At 54.9% G+C, this 16,148-nt stretch carries 19 protein-coding genes and 1 pseudogene; 5 read left to right on the forward strand and 15 right to left on the reverse strand.

Features of this window, described 5'->3' with window-relative positions; all coding sequences use genetic code 11:
* Nucleotides 1-42: 42 nt before the first annotated feature.
* From atpH to BRW62_RS01450, 8 genes are all read right to left on the reverse strand, one after another.
* Nucleotides 43-600 carry an ATP synthase F1 subunit delta gene (gene atpH / locus BRW62_RS01415; RefSeq protein ID WP_099797828.1) on the reverse strand — a complete coding sequence of 186 codons (558 nt, stop codon included), beginning with the start codon at nucleotides 598-600 and terminating at the stop codon, nucleotides 43-45.
* On the reverse strand, nucleotides 597-1,127 hold the full coding sequence (locus BRW62_RS01420) for a F0F1 ATP synthase subunit B (protein ID WP_099797830.1): 531 nt from the start codon (nucleotides 1,125-1,127) through the stop codon (nucleotides 597-599). Before BRW62_RS01420 ends, atpH begins: the two co-directional genes overlap by 4 nt.
* 11 nt (nucleotides 1,128-1,138) lie before the next feature.
* Entirely contained in the window at nucleotides 1,139-1,555 is a 417-nt protein-coding gene (locus BRW62_RS01425; RefSeq protein ID WP_099799786.1) for a F0F1 ATP synthase subunit B', read from the reverse strand.
* Nucleotides 1,556-1,625: 70 nt separating this feature from the next.
* A complete protein-coding gene (gene atpE / locus BRW62_RS01430) occupies nucleotides 1,626-1,874 on the reverse strand; it encodes an ATP synthase F0 subunit C (protein ID WP_009767951.1) in 249 nt (82 codons plus the stop codon).
* Nucleotides 1,875-1,946: 72 nt separating this feature from the next.
* Nucleotides 1,947-2,705, reverse strand: a complete 759-nt coding sequence (atpB, locus tag BRW62_RS01435; protein WP_099797832.1) for a F0F1 ATP synthase subunit A — start codon at nucleotides 2,703-2,705, stop codon at nucleotides 1,947-1,949.
* Between the two features lie 40 nt (nucleotides 2,706-2,745).
* Nucleotides 2,746-3,093 (reverse strand): ATP synthase subunit I, encoded by a 348-nt coding sequence (locus BRW62_RS01440; protein WP_227517494.1) that lies wholly within the window; start codon nucleotides 3,091-3,093, stop codon nucleotides 2,746-2,748.
* Between the two features lie 148 nt (nucleotides 3,094-3,241).
* Entirely contained in the window at nucleotides 3,242-3,676 is a 435-nt protein-coding gene (locus tag BRW62_RS01445) for a Mini-ribonuclease 3 (RefSeq protein WP_099799787.1), read from the reverse strand.
* A gap of 50 nt (nucleotides 3,677-3,726) precedes the next feature.
* Nucleotides 3,727-4,107, reverse strand: coding sequence for an STAS domain-containing protein (locus tag BRW62_RS01450; protein WP_099799788.1), 381 nt, complete (start codon nucleotides 4,105-4,107; stop codon nucleotides 3,727-3,729).
* A gap of 278 nt (nucleotides 4,108-4,385) precedes the next feature.
* Between BRW62_RS01450 and BRW62_RS01455 the strand changes: the two genes are divergently transcribed.
* The 5 genes from BRW62_RS01455 to BRW62_RS01475 all read left to right on the forward strand — a co-directional run bounded on the left by BRW62_RS01455 (nucleotide 4,386) and on the right by BRW62_RS01475 (nucleotide 8,290).
* Nucleotides 4,386-4,688 carry a hypothetical protein gene (locus BRW62_RS01455; protein WP_099797836.1) on the forward strand — a complete coding sequence of 101 codons (303 nt, stop codon included), beginning with the start codon at nucleotides 4,386-4,388 and terminating at the stop codon, nucleotides 4,686-4,688.
* 56 nt (nucleotides 4,689-4,744) lie between these two features.
* Nucleotides 4,745-6,160: an FAD-binding domain-containing protein gene (locus BRW62_RS01460; RefSeq protein ID WP_099797838.1), complete on the forward strand. Its 1,416-nt coding sequence runs from the start codon at nucleotides 4,745-4,747 to the stop codon at nucleotides 6,158-6,160.
* A gap of 78 nt (nucleotides 6,161-6,238) precedes the next feature.
* A complete protein-coding gene (map, locus tag BRW62_RS01465) occupies nucleotides 6,239-7,066 on the forward strand; it encodes a type I methionyl aminopeptidase (RefSeq protein WP_099797840.1) in 828 nt (275 codons plus the stop codon).
* A gap of 2 nt (nucleotides 7,067-7,068) precedes the next feature.
* A complete protein-coding gene (locus BRW62_RS01470; protein ID WP_099797842.1) occupies nucleotides 7,069-7,626 on the forward strand; it encodes an NUDIX hydrolase in 558 nt (185 codons plus the stop codon).
* Nucleotides 7,627-7,711: 85 nt separating this feature from the next.
* Nucleotides 7,712-8,290, forward strand: coding sequence for a GerMN domain-containing protein (locus BRW62_RS01475; RefSeq protein ID WP_198406089.1), 579 nt, complete (start codon nucleotides 7,712-7,714; stop codon nucleotides 8,288-8,290).
* On the opposite strand, the gene BRW62_RS01480 is transcribed toward BRW62_RS01475, so the two are convergent.
* The 7 genes and pseudogenes from BRW62_RS01480 to BRW62_RS01510 all read right to left on the reverse strand — a co-directional run bounded on the left by BRW62_RS01480 (nucleotide 8,260) and on the right by BRW62_RS01510 (nucleotide 16,143).
* Nucleotides 8,260-9,537, reverse strand: coding sequence for an APC family permease (locus BRW62_RS01480; RefSeq protein WP_099797844.1), 1,278 nt, complete (start codon nucleotides 9,535-9,537; stop codon nucleotides 8,260-8,262). The two genes, BRW62_RS01475 and BRW62_RS01480, sit on opposite strands and share 31 nt — an antisense overlap.
* A gap of 3 nt (nucleotides 9,538-9,540) precedes the next feature.
* Complete coding sequence (locus BRW62_RS01485) at nucleotides 9,541-10,536, reverse strand: DMT family transporter (protein ID WP_099797846.1); 996 nt, start codon at nucleotides 10,534-10,536, stop codon at nucleotides 9,541-9,543.
* A 155-nt stretch (nucleotides 10,537-10,691) separates the two neighbouring features.
* Nucleotides 10,692-11,663: a heme o synthase gene (locus BRW62_RS01490; RefSeq protein WP_099797848.1), complete on the reverse strand. Its 972-nt coding sequence runs from the start codon at nucleotides 11,661-11,663 to the stop codon at nucleotides 10,692-10,694.
* A 20-nt stretch (nucleotides 11,664-11,683) separates the two neighbouring features.
* Nucleotides 11,684-12,649, reverse strand: coding sequence for a COX15/CtaA family protein (locus BRW62_RS01495; RefSeq protein WP_099797850.1), 966 nt, complete (start codon nucleotides 12,647-12,649; stop codon nucleotides 11,684-11,686).
* 127 nt (nucleotides 12,650-12,776) lie between these two features.
* Complete coding sequence (locus BRW62_RS01500; RefSeq protein ID WP_198406090.1) at nucleotides 12,777-13,376, reverse strand: hypothetical protein; 600 nt, start codon at nucleotides 13,374-13,376, stop codon at nucleotides 12,777-12,779.
* 98 nt (nucleotides 13,377-13,474) lie between these two features.
* Nucleotides 13,475-15,708: pseudogene (locus BRW62_RS01505) on the reverse strand (transglycosylase domain-containing protein).
* A gap of 72 nt (nucleotides 15,709-15,780) precedes the next feature.
* Nucleotides 15,781-16,143, reverse strand: coding sequence for a single-stranded DNA-binding protein (locus BRW62_RS01510; protein WP_099797852.1), 363 nt, complete (start codon nucleotides 16,141-16,143; stop codon nucleotides 15,781-15,783).
* Nucleotides 16,144-16,148 lie beyond the last annotated feature (5 nt).

The following is a 16,148-nucleotide window of genomic DNA, read 5'->3' on the forward strand; positions in this document are numbered from 1 at the left end:
GCTCTCAAGGGTTAGACAGTTTACAAAAAGGTACAAAAAGAGTTACACCGGTTGTGCCAAGCTGACACTTAAGCGCCGTAGCTGCCCGCGCAGGCTGGCATCAAAAATTTGTGAGCCAACTTTAATCACCACACCACCAAGGAGTTCAGGGTCGATGGCGATCGCCAGTTCAACATCAGCGGCACCGGTCATGGTTTTTACCTTCTCCACAACTGCGTGGCGTTGCTGCTCCGTCAGTTCTACAGCACTGATCACTTCCGCCAAAACAATATTGCGGAGTTTGCGCAGCAGGGCGCGGTACTGCTGACAAATGGCAGCTAACAGATTAATGCGCCGCCGATCCACCAGCAGCATGAGGAAATTGAGAAAATAGCCATGTACCTTATCCACGGTCAGCTGCCGCAGGACGTTCTTTTTAGCATCAGGATTAATGAGCGGGTTGGCTAAAAACTCTTGCAGTTCCGCTGAGGCGGCCAGTAGGTCTAAAATCAAACCGCTATCCTGCTGAAACTGATCAGCGAGATTGTGCGACTGCGCCAAAGACAGTAGGGCTTCGGCGTAGGGTTCGACAAGTTCACCACGGATGGTGGTCTGCATCATTTGCCTCCTAGTAGGGCAATACTGCGATCAACAAGGGTGCGCTGAAGCTCGGCATCGTGACTCAAGCGCTCTTTGAGCTGCTGCTCCGCTTGAGCTAGGGCAAGGGCGGTAATGCGCTCACGGATCTCGGCGATCGCCCGCTCCGTTGCCGCACTGGTGTCTTGAGAGGCCGTTTGTTTCAAGCGCTCAATTTCCTGCTGTGCCTTGGCGATCAGTTCTTCTTTGGCTGCCTTGGCACGAACCAACGCCGCTTCGCGAATACGCGCTGCCTCCTCCTTTGCTTGGGCTAGCTTCTGCTGCTCCTGAGCCAAGCGAGCTGCTGCGGTGCGTTGGCGTTCTTCCGCCTCTGCAATCGCCGTTGCAATTTGTTGCTGGCGATCGCCAAGGGTTTTGCCCAGCAGACCACGACCAAAATAAACCAGTACCCCAATAATGATGGCAAGGTTAATCACATTGGTTTCGAGCAAATTGGTGTTTAAGCCAAAATGCCCTACCTCTTCCGTTGCCATTAAAATTACTGCGTCCATGACCCAAACTCCTAGGCCAGTAACTTGGCTAACAACTGCTCACTCAAGCTGCTCACTTGACCTTCGAGCGCCTGCAGTGTCGCCTGCTTTTGCTGATCAATCTCTGCTTGAGCCTTCATTAACTCTGCCTGTAGGGCCTGCTGTGCTGCTGCAATTTCAGCCGTGGCAATTTTTTGTGCCTCTGCCCGTGCCTCTTCAATGATCGCTTGGGCTTCACGGCGGGTATATGCCAATTCCTGTTCGTACTGATTGGCTAGCTCGGTGGCCTGTTGCAGCCGCTCCTTGGCCTGTTGCAAATTGGTGCGGATGTACTCATCCCGATTGTCCAGTGCCTGACCCAACGGCTTATACAGCAGCGCATTCAAAATGACGGTCAAAATTAAAAACTGCACAGCCATCAAGGGTAGGGTGGCATCAAAATCAAACATCAGCCTCTCCAGAATGGGGCGGAACAAAAGGGGAAAGCGCACATAGCTCGCCTTCCCCACCATGGGCTATTTAGGATGCAAAGGGGTTAGCAAACAGCAGCACGAGAGCAATCACCAGACCGTAAATCGTCAGGGATTCCATAAAGGCAAGGGTCAGCAGCAATGTACCCCGAATTTTACCTTCCGCTTCTGGTTGCCGCGCAATACCTTCAACGGCTTGACCCGAGGCATTCCCTTGACCGATGCCAGGGCCTAGGGAGGCCAAACCAATAGCCAGAGCAGCAGCCAACACAGAAGCAGAAGCGACTAACGGATCCATAGTTTATTTCCTCAGACTGTAGTGGGACGAAACAAAATTTCCAAAAGATAACAATAGCAGGGTATGTACCCTTTAGGAGTGAGCCTCTTCGTGCTCTCCCCCATGCCCTTCCATTGCCTCACCAATGTAGGTGGCGGCCAATGTTGCAAAGACAAGGGCTTGGATGGCACTGGTGAATAACCCCAACGCCATGACCGGTAACGGCACAAACAGGGGAACAAGCAACACCAAGACCCCTACCACCAGTTCATCCGCCAAGATGTTGCCAAAAAGACGGAAGCTCAGGGAAAGAGGTTTTGTAAAATCTTCCAAAATGGCAATAGGAAGCAATACCGGTGTTGGCTCAATGTATTTAGTGAAATACTTTAGCCCCCGCTTCCGCAGCCCTGCGTAAAAGTAAGCCAAGGAGACCAACAACGCAAGGGCAACAGTGGTATTAATGTCATTGGTGGGTGCTGCCAATTCCCCTTCTGGTAACTCAATGAGTTTCCACGGCACCAGCGCCCCTGACCAGTTACAGACAAAAATGAACAGGAACAGTGTTCCCACAAAGGGAACCCAAGCACGGTATTCGTGTTCACCCATCTGGCTTTTGGTCAAGTCACGGATAAATTCAAGGGCATATTCCATGAGGTTTTGGATACCACTGGGAACCCGCTGAATATTCCGGGAGGCCGCAAGAGCCGCCACGATCAATATGCCCATCACAATCCATGTGGTGATGAACACTTGACCGTGAACCTTGAGGTTGCCAATATGCCAGTAGAAGTGATGACCCACCTCGAGTTTGGCAACGGGGAGAGAGGTCCAAAGGTGTATCAAAGGCATCATGCCTCCGCACGTAATGTTCTAAGCACAACAAAGCCAGTCGTTAGGGGGACGGCAAAACCGTACGAAGCATATAGACCAGAATGGCGGCTTTGTAGGTCAAAAATCCCAAAAATACGGGAATAATGTGCAACTCGTGCCAGCGGGCAGCCAAAATAATGACCGCCACCACAACGAGAAGCTGTGTCTTTCCTAGCTTTTTCTGGTCATGTCCCAAGCGTTCCACATTGCGAGCAAGTAAGCGCAAATAAATCAGGCTGGCACTTGCTCCCAGTAAGTAGTTTAAGGCTGTGTTTAGGTCGTAGATGACCCAGACAGTCCCAAAGGCGATCGCCATCAATACCAAGCTTGTCGTGAATAATTCGCGACAGAGTTGGTAAAACTCCGCCATCGCTCCACCAGTTGCACTCTGGTTAGGAACAGTTGTTGAAGGGGAGGGCGCAGATGCCGAATGGGGAACCGTCACAGCAGCACGCGGAGCATCTTGAGATGCCTCAAACTGGCCACTAAGCATCCTATCACGCTGTGGTTACATTTCATTACAGCGATTCCGCTGCGGCTACCTCTGCCCGAATATGCTGCTCTAGCAGAGCTAAAACGTCTTGTAGTCGTTGCGGATCCGTGAGATAGAGATAGCCCAAGAGTGCTTCAAACCCCGTTGCTTGGCGATAGATTTTAGCGGGCACCCGTTTGGGGCCATCCGCCGCCGCATTGCGACCTTGGCGAAAGATCGTCAGCTCTGCGGCGGTGCAGTGGGGCCACAGAATGTCCATGTAGCGAGCTTGGCTTTCAGCACGGACATGTGCCACGACTTGGTGGTGGTAGGCATTGATCCGTTGGGGGGGAGTCAAAAAGATAAAGCGAATAAACAGCTCATAGACCGCATCCCCAAAGTAAGCAAGGGCAGAAGGGGACAAGCGCTGAGCAGCAATTGCATCCGACACAATGGGTAAAAAAGGGGCAGACGCCATCATAACCATGGGGCTGAGACATCGCCCCTGAGGACTGCAACCATAGAGCGACGTTACGAGGCAGAGGGTTGATCCGTAATCTGGGCGATCGCCGTGGCCAAATCTGGCTGGAGGGGCAGAAATTTTTCGAGCCGTACCATTTTTACGGTTTGGGTCACCCGTGGATTGGTGACAATCTGGAGTTGCCCTTGGTGCTCCTGTGCCTTTTTGGCTAGTTGGACAAGAACTCCCAAGCCTGAACTATCAAGAAATTCAATTTTCGAGAGGTCAAGGATAATGTTTGCTGGGCCATCGTCAAAGCACTTGGTAATGACTTTGCGGAAGGCAGACTCCGAGAAGGCATCGATGAGACCCGTCAGGCGGAAAACTTGGTAGTCATCACGCACCTCACGGGTTCCCCGTAAGCTTTGGGTTAGGGAAAGTGGTTCAGAAATGGGAGCCTCCTTAGCAAATAACTCAAGACAGAAAAACAAGAAGCCTGTGCTAAATATCTGTAGGCTCTAAAAAACATCAGAACCCTTGGGCACGTCCCAAGACTGGATCCTGCTTTCGTGTTCCCCAGATATTCTGCGGCTAGGAATCGGGTTGAGCAACTAAGTATAGCTAAGTATAGGCAAAGCCGTTTGTCTTGTCCATTGCCTCAATAAAAATTTGAATTTGCAGCAGAGAGTCCTTTGGCAAAATTAGAAATACCCTTTTTAGGAGACCTGCGGTGAAACGTTTTGCTGCCTTGCTAGGAGCCAGCAGCCTATGCCTTGGGGCGCTGCCCACTATAGCAAATACACCCAATACTTACCCACCAGAAGCGGTTGCTGCCTTTATGGCTGACTGTGAACCTAAGTTTGCGGCGCAAGCACCTGCCGGCTTTGGCGATCGCGGCGATCGCTACTGCACCTGCGTCATTAACCGCCTCCAAGAAACCATGCCCTATGAGCAGTTTCGTCAGCTTGACCCCAACGAGGAACCGCCAGAGCTGAAGGCGGCCACCCATAACTGCATTACCTCTATCTTTTAAGATGTTAAAGATGCCTTGACATCCTCCCCTTGCTAACGGGGTTGCCGGAGGTTTGGATGAGTTACCCCCTACATCTGTTTTGGCACCGCCGCGACCTGCGCCTTGCCGATAACTTAGGTTTGTACGCAGCGCGGCAGCACACCCCAACGGTGGTTGGGGTCTTCTGTTTTGACCCAGCACTGCTGCAAGGGCAAGATGTGGCCGCAGTGCGGGTGGCCTACTTGCTGGGGTGCCTACAGGCGCTCAAGGAAGCGTACCAGCAACGGGGAGGCTGTCTGCTCATGGTGCAGGGGGATCCGCGGCAAGTGATCCCAGAGGTGGCCACCACCTTAAAGGCCACAGCGGTACACTGGCACGAAGACGTGGAACCCTACGCCAGAGAGCGCGATCGCGTCGTTGCCGCCACCCTAAATGACCTTGGCATCGCCGTTCACCGCCAGTGGGATCAGCTATTGCACCCCCCCAGTGCTGTGCAAACCCAACAGGGACAGCCCTACACTGTCTATACCCCCTTTTGGCGCAATTGGTCAGCCCTGCCCAAAGCCGCTCCCGTGCCACCGCCACCAGACTTTGCCCCCCTAGAGGCCACCGAAATAGCGAGCATCCCCTTGCCCAGCACCCATGACTTAGGCTTTGACTGGTCGGGGGAGTTGATTTTAGCTCCAGGAGAAGCAGCAGCAGCCCAACAGCTCGCGCACTTCAGCCAGCACGCCATTTACGAATACGGTGAGCAGCGGAACTACCCCGGGCGACCCGGCACTGCCCTATTAAGCCCTGCCTTAAAATTTGGCGTGATCGGCATTCGCACCGTCTGGGCCGCCAGTGAAGCAGCCCTCGAGCACGCCCGTAGTGATGAAGCCCGTGCGAGTATTCGCACGTGGCAGCAGGAACTGGCCTGGCGGGAATTCTATCAGCACGCCCTCTACTGGTTTCCAGAGTTGGCCGAACGTCCCTATCGTCAAGGGTTTGCCAGCTTTCCGTGGGTAAATGACATATCACAGTTTGAGGCTTGGTGTCGCGGCGAGACCGGCTACCCGATAGTGGATGCCGCCATGCGCCAGTTGAACGAAACCGGTTGGATGCACAACCGCTGTCGCATGATTGTCGCCAGCTTTCTCACAAAGGACTTAATCATTAATCCACAGTGGGGGGAGCGGTATTTTATGCAGCGCCTCATCGATGGCGATTTAGCCGCAAACAATGGCGGCTGGCAGTGGAGTGCCTCCAGTGGCATGGATCCAAAGCCACTGCGCATTTTTAATCCCATGAGCCAAGCACAAAAATTTGACCCCGATGCCGACTATATCCGTCGGTGGCTACCGGAACTGCGCTCGGTTGACACGCCAGAGTTACTATCCGGGAGTATTTCTCCGTTGGAGCGTCATCGCTGTGGCTATCCGCCCCCCATCGTCGATCACCACGTGCAACAGCAACGCTTTAAGCAAATGTATCACGACCATTTCCGCCGCTGAGTTCCCTCGATTCCCTTGCGACCAGAACAGCGTTATCCTGAAAAGGAATCATTGTTCGGTTGCCCTTGGCTCACACTCATGAATATCCTTGGTAATCTGCTCACTCCCCCCACCACTCCCGTGCAAACCCGCCCCCGCCGTGGGATTGAAATTAAATCTAAGCGGGAAATTGACATTATGCGGCAAGCCTCACGGATTGTGGCTACCGTCTTGAAAGAAATTTCCGAGATCATCAAGCCCGGGATGACCACCGCCGATCTTGATGCCTATGCGGAGCAGCGAATTCGGGAGATGGGAGCTACCCCCAGTTTTAAGGGTTACCAAGGGTTTCCGGCTTCCATTTGCGCCTCAATTAATAATGAAGTGGTTCACGGTATCCCCAGCCCCCGCAAGGTAATCCGCAACGGCGATATTGTGAAAATCGATACTGGCGCTTACTACAATGGGTTCCATGGTGACTCCTGCATTACCATTGCCGTGGGTCAGGTGTCGGAGAGTGCCAGTAAATTAGTCAAAGTAGCCGAAGAAGCACTCTATCGGGGGATTGAGCAAGTCAAAGAAGGCAACTACCTGATGGATTTGGCGGGAGCCATTCAAGACTACGTGGAAGCCAATGGGTTTGTTGTGGTTGAGGATTTTACTGGCCATGGGGTAGGGCGCAATCTTCACGAAGAACCGTCAGTGTTTAACTTTCGCACGAATGAATTGAAGAATGTGCGACTGCGCTCAGGGATGACCCTTGCCATTGAACCCATTGTGAACGCTGGGTCGAAGCAGGTGCGAATTTTGCAGGATCGCTGGACAGCGGTGACGGTGGACAATTCCCTGTCAGCCCAGTTTGAGCATACTGTCTTGGTTACCAAGACAGGCTATGAAATCCTCACGGATCGCCAACTGGTGAGCTAAGGATGAGTAACACCCACAGTCCCGCTGAGGTGCTCGAACGTCATTGTTTCTGCCGTAGTCGCAAGTTTACGTTTGAGGTCAATCAGTATCGCCTCCCTCACGGTGCAGTGGCAGTGATGGGAACGGTGCGGCATCCAGGGGGTGCTTTGGCGGTGCCTGTAACCCCTAGTGGTCATCTGGTACTGGTGAAACAATACCGTTTTGCTACTGAGAAGTATCTCCTTGAATTTCCGGCAGGTACCGTAGAGGATCATGAAAATCCCTTTAAGACCATTGAGCGGGAAATACAGGAGGAAACGGGCTACCGTGCCCACCAGTGGCAACCCCTTGGCGAGTTTTACATTGCCCCTGGCTACTCCGATGAAGTCATCTACGCCTATTTGGCCACCGATCTTGAACCCTTAGCCACCCCTCCAGCGCAGGATGATGATGAGCACATTGAAACCCTAGAGTTCAGTATTCCCGATTTTGAAGCGGCTATTCGCAGTGGTCAGGTGGTCGATGCCAAAACCATTACCAGTTTCTATTTAGCCCTGCCCTATTTATCTGCTACAAGCTAAAGTATAGGGAACCGATACATCGATGCATTGCGTCCCAAGGTAGTTAGGTGCACTCCAGCAAGGAGACAAGCCAGTGATCTCGAAAGTGACTCGTTCCCGTCCTGCTCTAATTGTGCTAGCGGCAGTCGGCTTGGCCTCAGCAGGGACGGCAGTATGGCTCACCCTCAATCCACCACGGTTTGATGACCCACAGCCGCAACCCACCCCCACCGATGTTGCTCGACAGCAGGACACGCAAGTGTTTTGGCTGGTGAGTGAGGGAGATGCATTGGTATTGGTGCCAACGACAGTCCGCCTTGAAGGTGACCCAGCCCAACCAGAACTCTTGATCAAGTCCCGACTGGAGCGGTTATTTGCTGGGCCGGTCAATGCAGATGTGGCCACCAGTATTCCTGAAAATACGCGATTGAATCGCGTCGAGGTCAAGGCGGATGGGATTCATATTGATGTGTCAAGAGAGTTTACCCGTGGCGGTGGTAGCACCTCAATGCAAGGACGTTTAGGCCAAGTGATCTTTACTGCAACAGCGAATGATCCCGAGGCTCCTGTGTGGATTTCTGTGGCTGGAGAGCCGTTACGGGTTCTAGGGGGGGAGGGGCTGGAGGTAACCCAACCGATGACCCGCAAGCAGTTTCAAGCGGCGTTTCCTTTGCGCCGCCAATAGTGCCACGCCAAACCGATGACAATGAGGCCACTGCCGCTGCACCACACCACTGGCTCCACCCAAACGGTAAGCCCGCCACAGCCCACTAGCCCGACAATTGCTAACCAGCGGGGAAACTGGCGATCGCCCTCTGGCAGTTGTAGTGCAGCCCAGTTGGTAATGGCATAGTAAATCAAGACACTGAAGGCGCTAAACGACCAGGTGGTTTTGACATTGCCAAGGAGCACGAGCAGACAAATCCCCAAACTGACCGTCAGAATGGCCGCCGTGGGTCGAGATCCCTCCAGACTAATCTGCGCCAATACCGCTGGTAAATCTCCCCGCCGTGCCATGGCCAACACCATCCGCGACAGGCCAAGGATCAGGTTGAGCAAAATACCAACCATGGCAGAAATGGCACCCATAGCAATGAAAGGACGCACCCAAGGGACACCAAAACTAGTCACCAGTACCTCTAGGGGAGCGGCTTGCTGATGGGCAGCCTGCCCCAACGCGGTTGGCCCTACCCCAGCTAGGGCGACAACAGTAACAGCACCGTAGAGCAACATCACAAGGCCAATAGTCACACCAATGGCGCGGGGAATCGTTTGCTGGGGGGCTTTCACTTCCTCGCCGAGAACGGTAATACGGGCGTAGCCGCTGTAGGCCACAAACATCAGGGCGGTGGCCTGGAGGACATCCGGTAACCGCAAGGGATCCCAGCCTAGGGTTAATCCTACCCAAGCTTGGCGTTGGGCGTACTGCGCTGCCACAATGACAAAGGTCAATAAGCTTAAGAACGTGACGGTGAGAATGGCTAGATTGACGTGGCTGGAGCGGCGCACCCCTAAAATGACCACCCCAGTGAGCAGCCAAATTAAGGCGATGGCACCAACGACAGGCGCCGAATCATCGAGGTTGACTGCTGGCAGCACGCTTAACAGATAACCCATACACCCTAAGGCGGCAGTAGCGGCTGAGGCTGACTTGGCCACCAGAAACATCCAGCCCGCGGTGAACCCCAAGGCGGGGCTAAGGTAGCGATAGCCATACTCATAGGTGCCGCCACTGAGGGGGTGGCTGGCCGCCAGTTGGGCGCTGCTTAACCCATTGCACAATGCCAGTCCAGCCGCTAAGGCGAGGGCAACTAATACCCATGAGCCAGCGATGCCCGCTGCAATCCCGAGACTGACAAAAATACCCGTGCCGATCATGGAGCCAAGACCCGTGAGGATGGCTCCCGTGAGACCCAGTTCCCGTTTGAGCATTGTTTAGGAGTGATCTGATACGTTGACTGTAACAGTCTCTGAGGGGCGTAATTGTCTGGATAGGGGTAACTGCTGCCATTGGCTCCCGAGCACGTGGCGCTGATTAATGAGGTAGATGCTGATGAGGGTGAAACCAACCCCTAGCAATTGTAGCCGACTCAGGGTTTCTGCCAAGAGCAGATGGCCAAAGGTGAGGGCAAACACCGGGGTTAAAAAGGTGAGGGCACTCAGGCTGGTTAGGTTGCCTTGGGCCGCAAAGTAAAAGAACACACCGTAGGCAATGGCACTGCCAAAGACGGTGGCATACCCTAGATTGAGGAGATCCCCAAGGTGCAGGTTCAACCACGGTGCTGGCTGGTGTAGGCTGGCGATCGCCAACAGGGGTAGCCCCCCCAAGACCATATGCCAGCCGGTGGCCACAATCGGATCGACATGGCGTGCCACTGGCCGCATCAAAATCGTCCCCACTGCCATTGAGAGCGCCGCTAAGAGCATCCACAATTCGCCTCGCTGCCCCCAGTGGTGCCAAGAAATGGCGGCGAACGGTTGCGGCTGTTGTAGCAGGTGCAGTAGATCGTCCCCTAGGCCAATGCAGCTAATGCCCAGCACCCCTAGCCCTAATCCCAGCCAGCCCCACCCCCCGACGCGCTCAGCGTAGAGCCAGCGAGCAAGCAAGGCCACCGCCAAGGGTTGGGAGTCAATCATCACTGAGCCTAGCCCTGCCCCGGTCTTGGCTAAGCCAGTGGCTAAAAATCCCTGAAATAATAACCCATCCACTACTGCAAATAGGAGAATCCAGCCCCATGCCTTAGGGGTACTTGGTTGCGGTTTCCCCAAGGCGATCGCTAAAAGGATCACAAGCACTCCGGCGGGCACTAGTCGCACCCCTGCAACAAAGAAGGGGGAGGTATGGGGCAGCACCTCTTTCATGGCCACCATTGCTGTTCCCCAGAAGAAGAAGGGGGAAATGAGGATGAAGCGTTGTAGCAGGGTGGTCACGGCAGTCTAGGGTAAATTGTTAAGGATTATTACGTTTTATTTACCTAGATTATACCGCCTGTTTCACATTGGTGCAGCAGTGGTGAATGGTGAGGCCATGGCGATCGCACTCGATGTAGTCGTCGCGGTAGAGGCTTGCGGGGGTGTCCATGCAGTTAGCTCCAAGGCAACAAACAGGTCAAGGTCTGTAACTCGGTTGCAGGGCTCAGATCAAGCTGGGCTAGAAGCATCCGATCTAAGGCCATGGCACCACACAGGAGCATCATATACAAAATCGAAAATTTGAAGAGGGAGCGCGCCCGCTCTTTGTCACTGGGGACTTGGGTGAGGTGCCAAGCGCGATAGAGAAACCCTCCCCCCAAGGCGATCGCTGCTAGACCGTAGCCCCAGCCCACCACACCACAGGGATAGATCAGCAATAGGGAGGTTGGAACTAACGCAAGGGTATAGAGGAAAATTTGCCGTGCAGTGGTCGCGTCGCCATCGACCACCGGTAACATTGGCACGTTCACCCGGGCATAATCGTCTTGGATGAGCATGGCCAAGGGCCAAAAGTGGGGGGGAGTCCAGATAAAAATAATGGCAAAAAGCACCCACGCTGCCCAACTGAGTTCACCGGTGACGGCTGCCCAGCCCACAAGGGGAGGAATGGCACCAGCGGCACCGCCAATGACAATATTCTGAGGGGAAGAGCGCTTTAGCCAGTGGGTATAGACCCCCACATAAACCGCAATACCCGCCATGGCTAAGCACGCACTCAGGAGGTTTGCAAAGACGGCGAGGAGAATAAAGGCGATCGCCGCGAGGGTGAGGGCAAAAAGTAAGGCTTCTAGGGGCGACACCCGTCCCGATGGCAGGGGGCGATGGCGAGTACGCTCCATGATTGCATCAATATCGCGATCGTAGAGGCAGTTAATGGTGTTGGCGGCTCCCGCGGCACAGGCACCACTCAGCAAGGTGACAAGGAGTAACCACGGTGAGACAGTGCCTTCACTGGCCACCACCATAGCGGCAGCGGTGGTAATCAAAAACAGGAGGATTAAGCGGGGCTTGGTCAGTTGCCAATAATCTGCCAATAGACTTTGCCAAGCCCGAGGCGTGGTGGCTGTCAAGATAGTTTCTGGCATAGGGTCAGTCCTGTAGGGTGCTAGGGGGCGATCGCCCCATTGGCGGCAGAGTTAGCGCGATCGCGCCCGGCAAGGGTAGTCAAGGCCACCAGTAAGCCAAGGAGAGTTGCCCCAACAAGCTGGTGCGCTACGGTGAGCGGCGGCACCTGTAGCTTGAGTTGGAACGTTGCTACCCCTAAACCAATTTGAGCCGCAATAACAAACAGCAAACTAAAACTGAGCTGCCGCAGTACAGTTGCCAAGGCGGGGCTACGCCATGCAACAGTCACCACGGCAAGAACGCTTAAGGTGGCCGGCGCAACCCCTAATAAGTGGCTATTGAGCACATGACACAGGCGATCGCCGTACAGGCACTGATGCACAGCCCATTGGGAAGACACCAGCCCGCCGAGGATGCTCTGGCCATAGACACACACCGTTGCAATGGCAGCAGTTAACCTTAGCCACCGCGATGTGCCGGTTCCCTGAAACGGCACCAGCCCCACCGTGATACTGACCAACAGGCAAAAGAAAAGCAGCCCCATGCCCAAGTGAGCCGTGACCACTTCAAACCGCAGCAGTTCTGTTACGGTCAAGCCACCGAGAATCCCCTGAAGCACCACAAGAGCAAGGGCGCTGGCCGCCGCATAGGGTAACCAACGGGGCAAGGCGTGTCGCCATGCAATGCTCAACCCCGCAAAGGCGATCGCCATCCCGCCCAAGCTCGTCGCTAGCAGACGATGAAACCACTCTAGGAAGACCTGTAGGTTCATTTGCTTTTGGGGAACCAAGGTGCCAAAACACAGGGGCCAATCGGGACAGGCCAGACCGGCATCCATAACGCGGGTGGCACTGCCAACGGCCATCAAAACGAGCGTAAAGAGACTCATCAGCAGCACGAGTCGCATTATCCATTGACGACGGTTGTCAAGCGCAACTAGCGAACTAGACTCTTGGAGATCAAAGCGCCCAAGCACTGATTTTTCCTCGACAGCAACATTCCCCATGGTAAAGAGGCTAAGGGCGGGATCAGGGGTGCGGTAAAAATCTATAGCTTTTCTTTAAGTTTCAATCAGAGTATAAATATTCTTTACGTATTGATTCTAGTTTGTTCTAGCATTGGCCTATATTGGCCTAAAACGAGGGTTCCCCAGGGCTGGGTTGGCGTTGCAAAAAGTGTAGGAAGTCGAGAAGTTCCTCATCACTCAGTTGTTGGCGCGATCGCTTGCCATAGCGCTCTAGCAAACACGCACGACCTTGGGCGTCCGTCCAGCCAAGGCGTTTCATCTCAACGGTGGTTTGGGCAATTTCATCGGCAAAGTCCACTGGTTCCTGTTTCGGAGCCACTTTCTCTGCGGCGGGTTTGTTGGCAGCCCTACCCCGCCGCGCAACGGGTGGAGGAGCAGGCTCTAACATCAGCTCTGAGGTCTCGTCCTCCGGCCATGGTGCTGCCCCTAAAGCGGCGCGTTGAGGAGATGGGTCTGCGGCAATTAACTCAGCTTGGGTTTGTAGGGGTAGGTGAATCCCCAGCAGTTGCAATGCCCGTTGCCGGGCGCTATCCTCTGCCTGCTCAAGGGTGGGGGCGGCGGCCATTCCCGTGGCCAGAACACTGCCCCCGACCAAGAGGGAGGTTTTGACAATAAAGAGGTCGTCATGAATTTGTAGCAGTTCACTGACCAAGCTGCCCGTAGGATAGCGACGATGGAATTCGCTCAGAGTATGCACATCCGCCATGGCGATCGCCTCTCAGCAATACCAGCAATCCCGTTCATCGTAGCTTATCTGGCTGTCGCTGCTAAGGGCAAGCAGGCAGAATTTTAGCAGTAGGCGCTTTACTGCAGCACTTGCCCCATATAGTCCCCCCACAGGGCAGCAGCTAGGCCACTACTCCCTTGGGTAGGGCTGTTATCGTCGTTGCCTAGCCAAATCCCCGTGAGAACATCTGCAGCAGGAACATAGCCAATAAACCACAGATCCCGCCCATCGTTGGTGGTGCCCGTTTTGCCTGCGACAGGCCAGCTCAGTGCTGCCGCGCGACCGGTGCCCCGACTCACGACAGCGGTCAATAGGTCGGTCATCTGGTTGGCGATCGCCATCTCGAGCACCGGCTGAGGTGCCTCTGTCTTGGCCTGATAGATCACCCGGCAGGTCTGCCAAGCGGTGGGGGTGGTACAGTCGCTGCCGTCGCGCACCTCAAGAATGGTGTGGGGAGGAATCCGCTTGCCAGCATTGGCGAGGACAGCAAAGGCACCACTCATCTCTAGGAGGGTAGTTTCGCTTTGCCCCAGCACTAAACCGGGTACCGCTTGCAGAGGGGTGCTCAGCCCCATCCGTTGCGCCAGTTGAATCGTGGGCTGTAGCCCGACCTCCTGAGCCAGCCGCAGGGCAATGGGGTTTTCTGAGAGGGCAAGGGCAGTGGCTAAATCCATGGCGCCTCCCCCGTGGCGGCAGCCCTCAAAGCGTTGCCCCTGCCAAAATACCGGCTCGCACGACAGGGTCTCGTGGGGCGATCGCCCCTGCCGCAGGGCTTCAGCAAAGACAAAAATTTTGAAGGTGGAGCCAGGTTGGCGCATCGCTAGGGTTGCGCGGTTAAACTGGCTTTTTTGGTAGTCAACCCCGCCCACAAGGGCACGGATCAGCCCCGTACTCGGTTCGAGGGTGAGGATTGCCCCTTGACTAACGCCGTAGCTGAGCGCAACCTCATTGATAAAGGTTTTGAGGCTGGCTTCGGCAGTGGCCTGCCAAGTGGGGTCTAACCCTGTCTGTACAATTAGGTTCCCTTCCCGGGCTAGGTCGTCACCCAATAGCCGATCCAACTCGTGGTACACCTGATCGGTGTAGTAGGGAGCACGCTGCGCCGCAAACACCTCCTTGGCTTTAGGGCTAAGTTCAATGCGCGATCGCCGGGCGCGATCGGCATCTTCCTTGCTAATCCGCCCCTGCTGTACCATCCGCAACAGCACCCGATTTCGATAATCCACTGCGGCATCGTAATCCCGCACGGGGTTAAAGCGGTTCGGTGCTGGCAAAATACCCACCAGTGTTGCCGCCTCATTAAGGGTGAGGTCTTTAGCGGACTTGCCAAAAAAGAACTGGGCAGCATCTTCAAAGCCTGTGTTCCCTACCCCCAAATACACCCGGTTCAGGTAGGTCAACAGTAATTCATCCTTGCTATAAAAGGCCTCTAGCTTTAGGGCAACGACCATTTCCCGCCACTTGCGCCCTAGGGAGTCATCAGTGCCCACGTAAGAGCGAAAGAGAGTGCGTGCCAATTGCTGTGAGAGGGTACTGGCTCCTTCCCGTAACTCGCCGCCGCGCACATTGGTGATAACTGCTCGCGCCAGACCGAGGGGATCCATCCCAAAATGCCAGTAATACCGCGAATCTTCGGAAGCGAGCACCCCATGGATCAGATAGGGGGAGAACTCCTTAAGGTGGCGCAGTTCTTGGTGAGGCCGACTCTCCACAGGGTTCACCGGCTGCCCTTGGCGATCGAGGAGAACAATGGGGCCTTGCTCAATGGCTGGGATGGGATGCACAGAAACCTTCGCTGCTTCGGCAGTGATGATCCCCCCGCGAGTAGGCTCACCCCCAGCAGGCCGTACAGACTGTAGCACACCCCCTTTACCCAGCGAGGCGGTGGGTTCACAAACCGCAGGGTGACCCCATTTTGCAGTTCTGGCGGCCCTAGGGTCAGCACATCCCCATCGTGGAGCACATCCACCGCCATTTTCTGCCGCCCCCGGTATAGGCCATTGGTGGAGTCTAAATCCCGAATCTCAAAGACCCCTGTGGGGGTCAACCGCCGCAGTTCGGCATGACAACCACTGACAATTTCGCTGTCAATGATAATATCGGCCTTGGTGCGACTGCGGCCAAGGATGTAGCGATCGCCCAAGAGGGGATACCTACGGTGTGCCCCGGCTCCCTCAACCCAGAGTTCCGTTTTGCGTGCAGTCTCCTGAACCGGTACTTGGCTCCAATCAAACCGTGCCTGTACCGTCTCTACCGCTTGGGTGAGAGTTTGCGTCATGGTATGCCACAGGTTACGGGGTGAGTTGCTCATAGCTGTGGTAAACGGTTGCCGGAGGAGGCACGTGCAACTTGCATAGACGTAGCCACCATGCCATCGTATCCCCTAGCGATCGGGCATATACCCAGAGGGCACCGCAGTGGGATCGCTATCGCGCCTTGAACTCAGCAGCTCCATGCGATCAACCAAGATGACGGGGGTGGAGCGATCGACACCGGTGGCGCGGTCTTGCCAGCGATCAAACTTGAGGCTACCTTTGACGCCAAGGAGGGTGCCTTTGCGAACGTAGTCGGCAGCAACTTGTGCCGTTTTACCCCAAATTTCTAAATTAAACCAGTCGGGTTGGTCGTCTTTGCTGGGACGGTTGACCGCCAGGGTGAGGCGGCATTTGACACTGCCGGATTCAAAGTAGCGCACCTCCGGATCGCCCCCCACCCGACCAACCAGATGCACAACGTTTAGACTCATGGCTC

The sequence above is a fragment of the Thermostichus lividus PCC 6715 genome, from assembly GCF_002754935.1.
Lineage (GTDB): Bacteria > Cyanobacteriota > Cyanobacteriia > Thermosynechococcales > Thermosynechococcaceae > Thermosynechococcus > Thermosynechococcus lividus.

Excerpts from the sequence above, each read along its gene's own strand:
- atpH (WP_099797828.1), bottom strand. The coding sequence starts at position 600 with ATGATGCAGACCACCATCCGTGGTGAACTTGTCGAACCCTACGCCGAA.
- BRW62_RS01420 (WP_099797830.1), bottom strand. The coding sequence starts at position 1,127 with ATGGACGCAGTAATTTTAATGGCAACGGAAGAGGTAGGGCATTTTGGC.
- BRW62_RS01425 (WP_099799786.1), bottom strand. The coding sequence starts at position 1,555 with ATGTTTGATTTTGATGCCACCCTACCCTTGATGGCTGTGCAGTTTTTA.
- atpE (WP_009767951.1), bottom strand. The coding sequence starts at position 1,874 with ATGGATCCGTTAGTCGCTTCTGCTTCTGTGTTGGCTGCTGCTCTGGCT.
- atpB (WP_099797832.1), bottom strand. The coding sequence starts at position 2,705 with ATGATGCCTTTGATACACCTTTGGACCTCTCTCCCCGTTGCCAAACTC.
- BRW62_RS01440 (WP_227517494.1), bottom strand. The coding sequence starts at position 3,093 with ATGGCGGAGTTTTACCAACTCTGTCGCGAATTATTCACGACAAGCTTG.
- BRW62_RS01445 (WP_099799787.1), bottom strand. The coding sequence starts at position 3,676 with ATGATGGCGTCTGCCCCTTTTTTACCCATTGTGTCGGATGCAATTGCT.
- BRW62_RS01460 (WP_099797838.1), top strand. The coding sequence starts at position 4,745 with ATGAGTTACCCCCTACATCTGTTTTGGCACCGCCGCGACCTGCGCCTT.
- map (WP_099797840.1), top strand. The coding sequence starts at position 6,239 with ATGAATATCCTTGGTAATCTGCTCACTCCCCCCACCACTCCCGTGCAA.
- BRW62_RS01470 (WP_099797842.1), top strand. The coding sequence starts at position 7,069 with ATGAGTAACACCCACAGTCCCGCTGAGGTGCTCGAACGTCATTGTTTC.
- BRW62_RS01480 (WP_099797844.1), bottom strand. The coding sequence starts at position 9,537 with ATGCTCAAACGGGAACTGGGTCTCACGGGAGCCATCCTCACGGGTCTT.
- BRW62_RS01490 (WP_099797848.1), bottom strand. The coding sequence starts at position 11,663 with ATGCCAGAAACTATCTTGACAGCCACCACGCCTCGGGCTTGGCAAAGT.
- BRW62_RS01495 (WP_099797850.1), bottom strand. The coding sequence starts at position 12,649 with ATGGGGAATGTTGCTGTCGAGGAAAAATCAGTGCTTGGGCGCTTTGAT.
- BRW62_RS01500 (WP_198406090.1), bottom strand. The coding sequence starts at position 13,376 with ATGGCGGATGTGCATACTCTGAGCGAATTCCATCGTCGCTATCCTACG.
- BRW62_RS01510 (WP_099797852.1), bottom strand. The coding sequence starts at position 16,143 with ATGAGTCTAAACGTTGTGCATCTGGTTGGTCGGGTGGGGGGCGATCCG.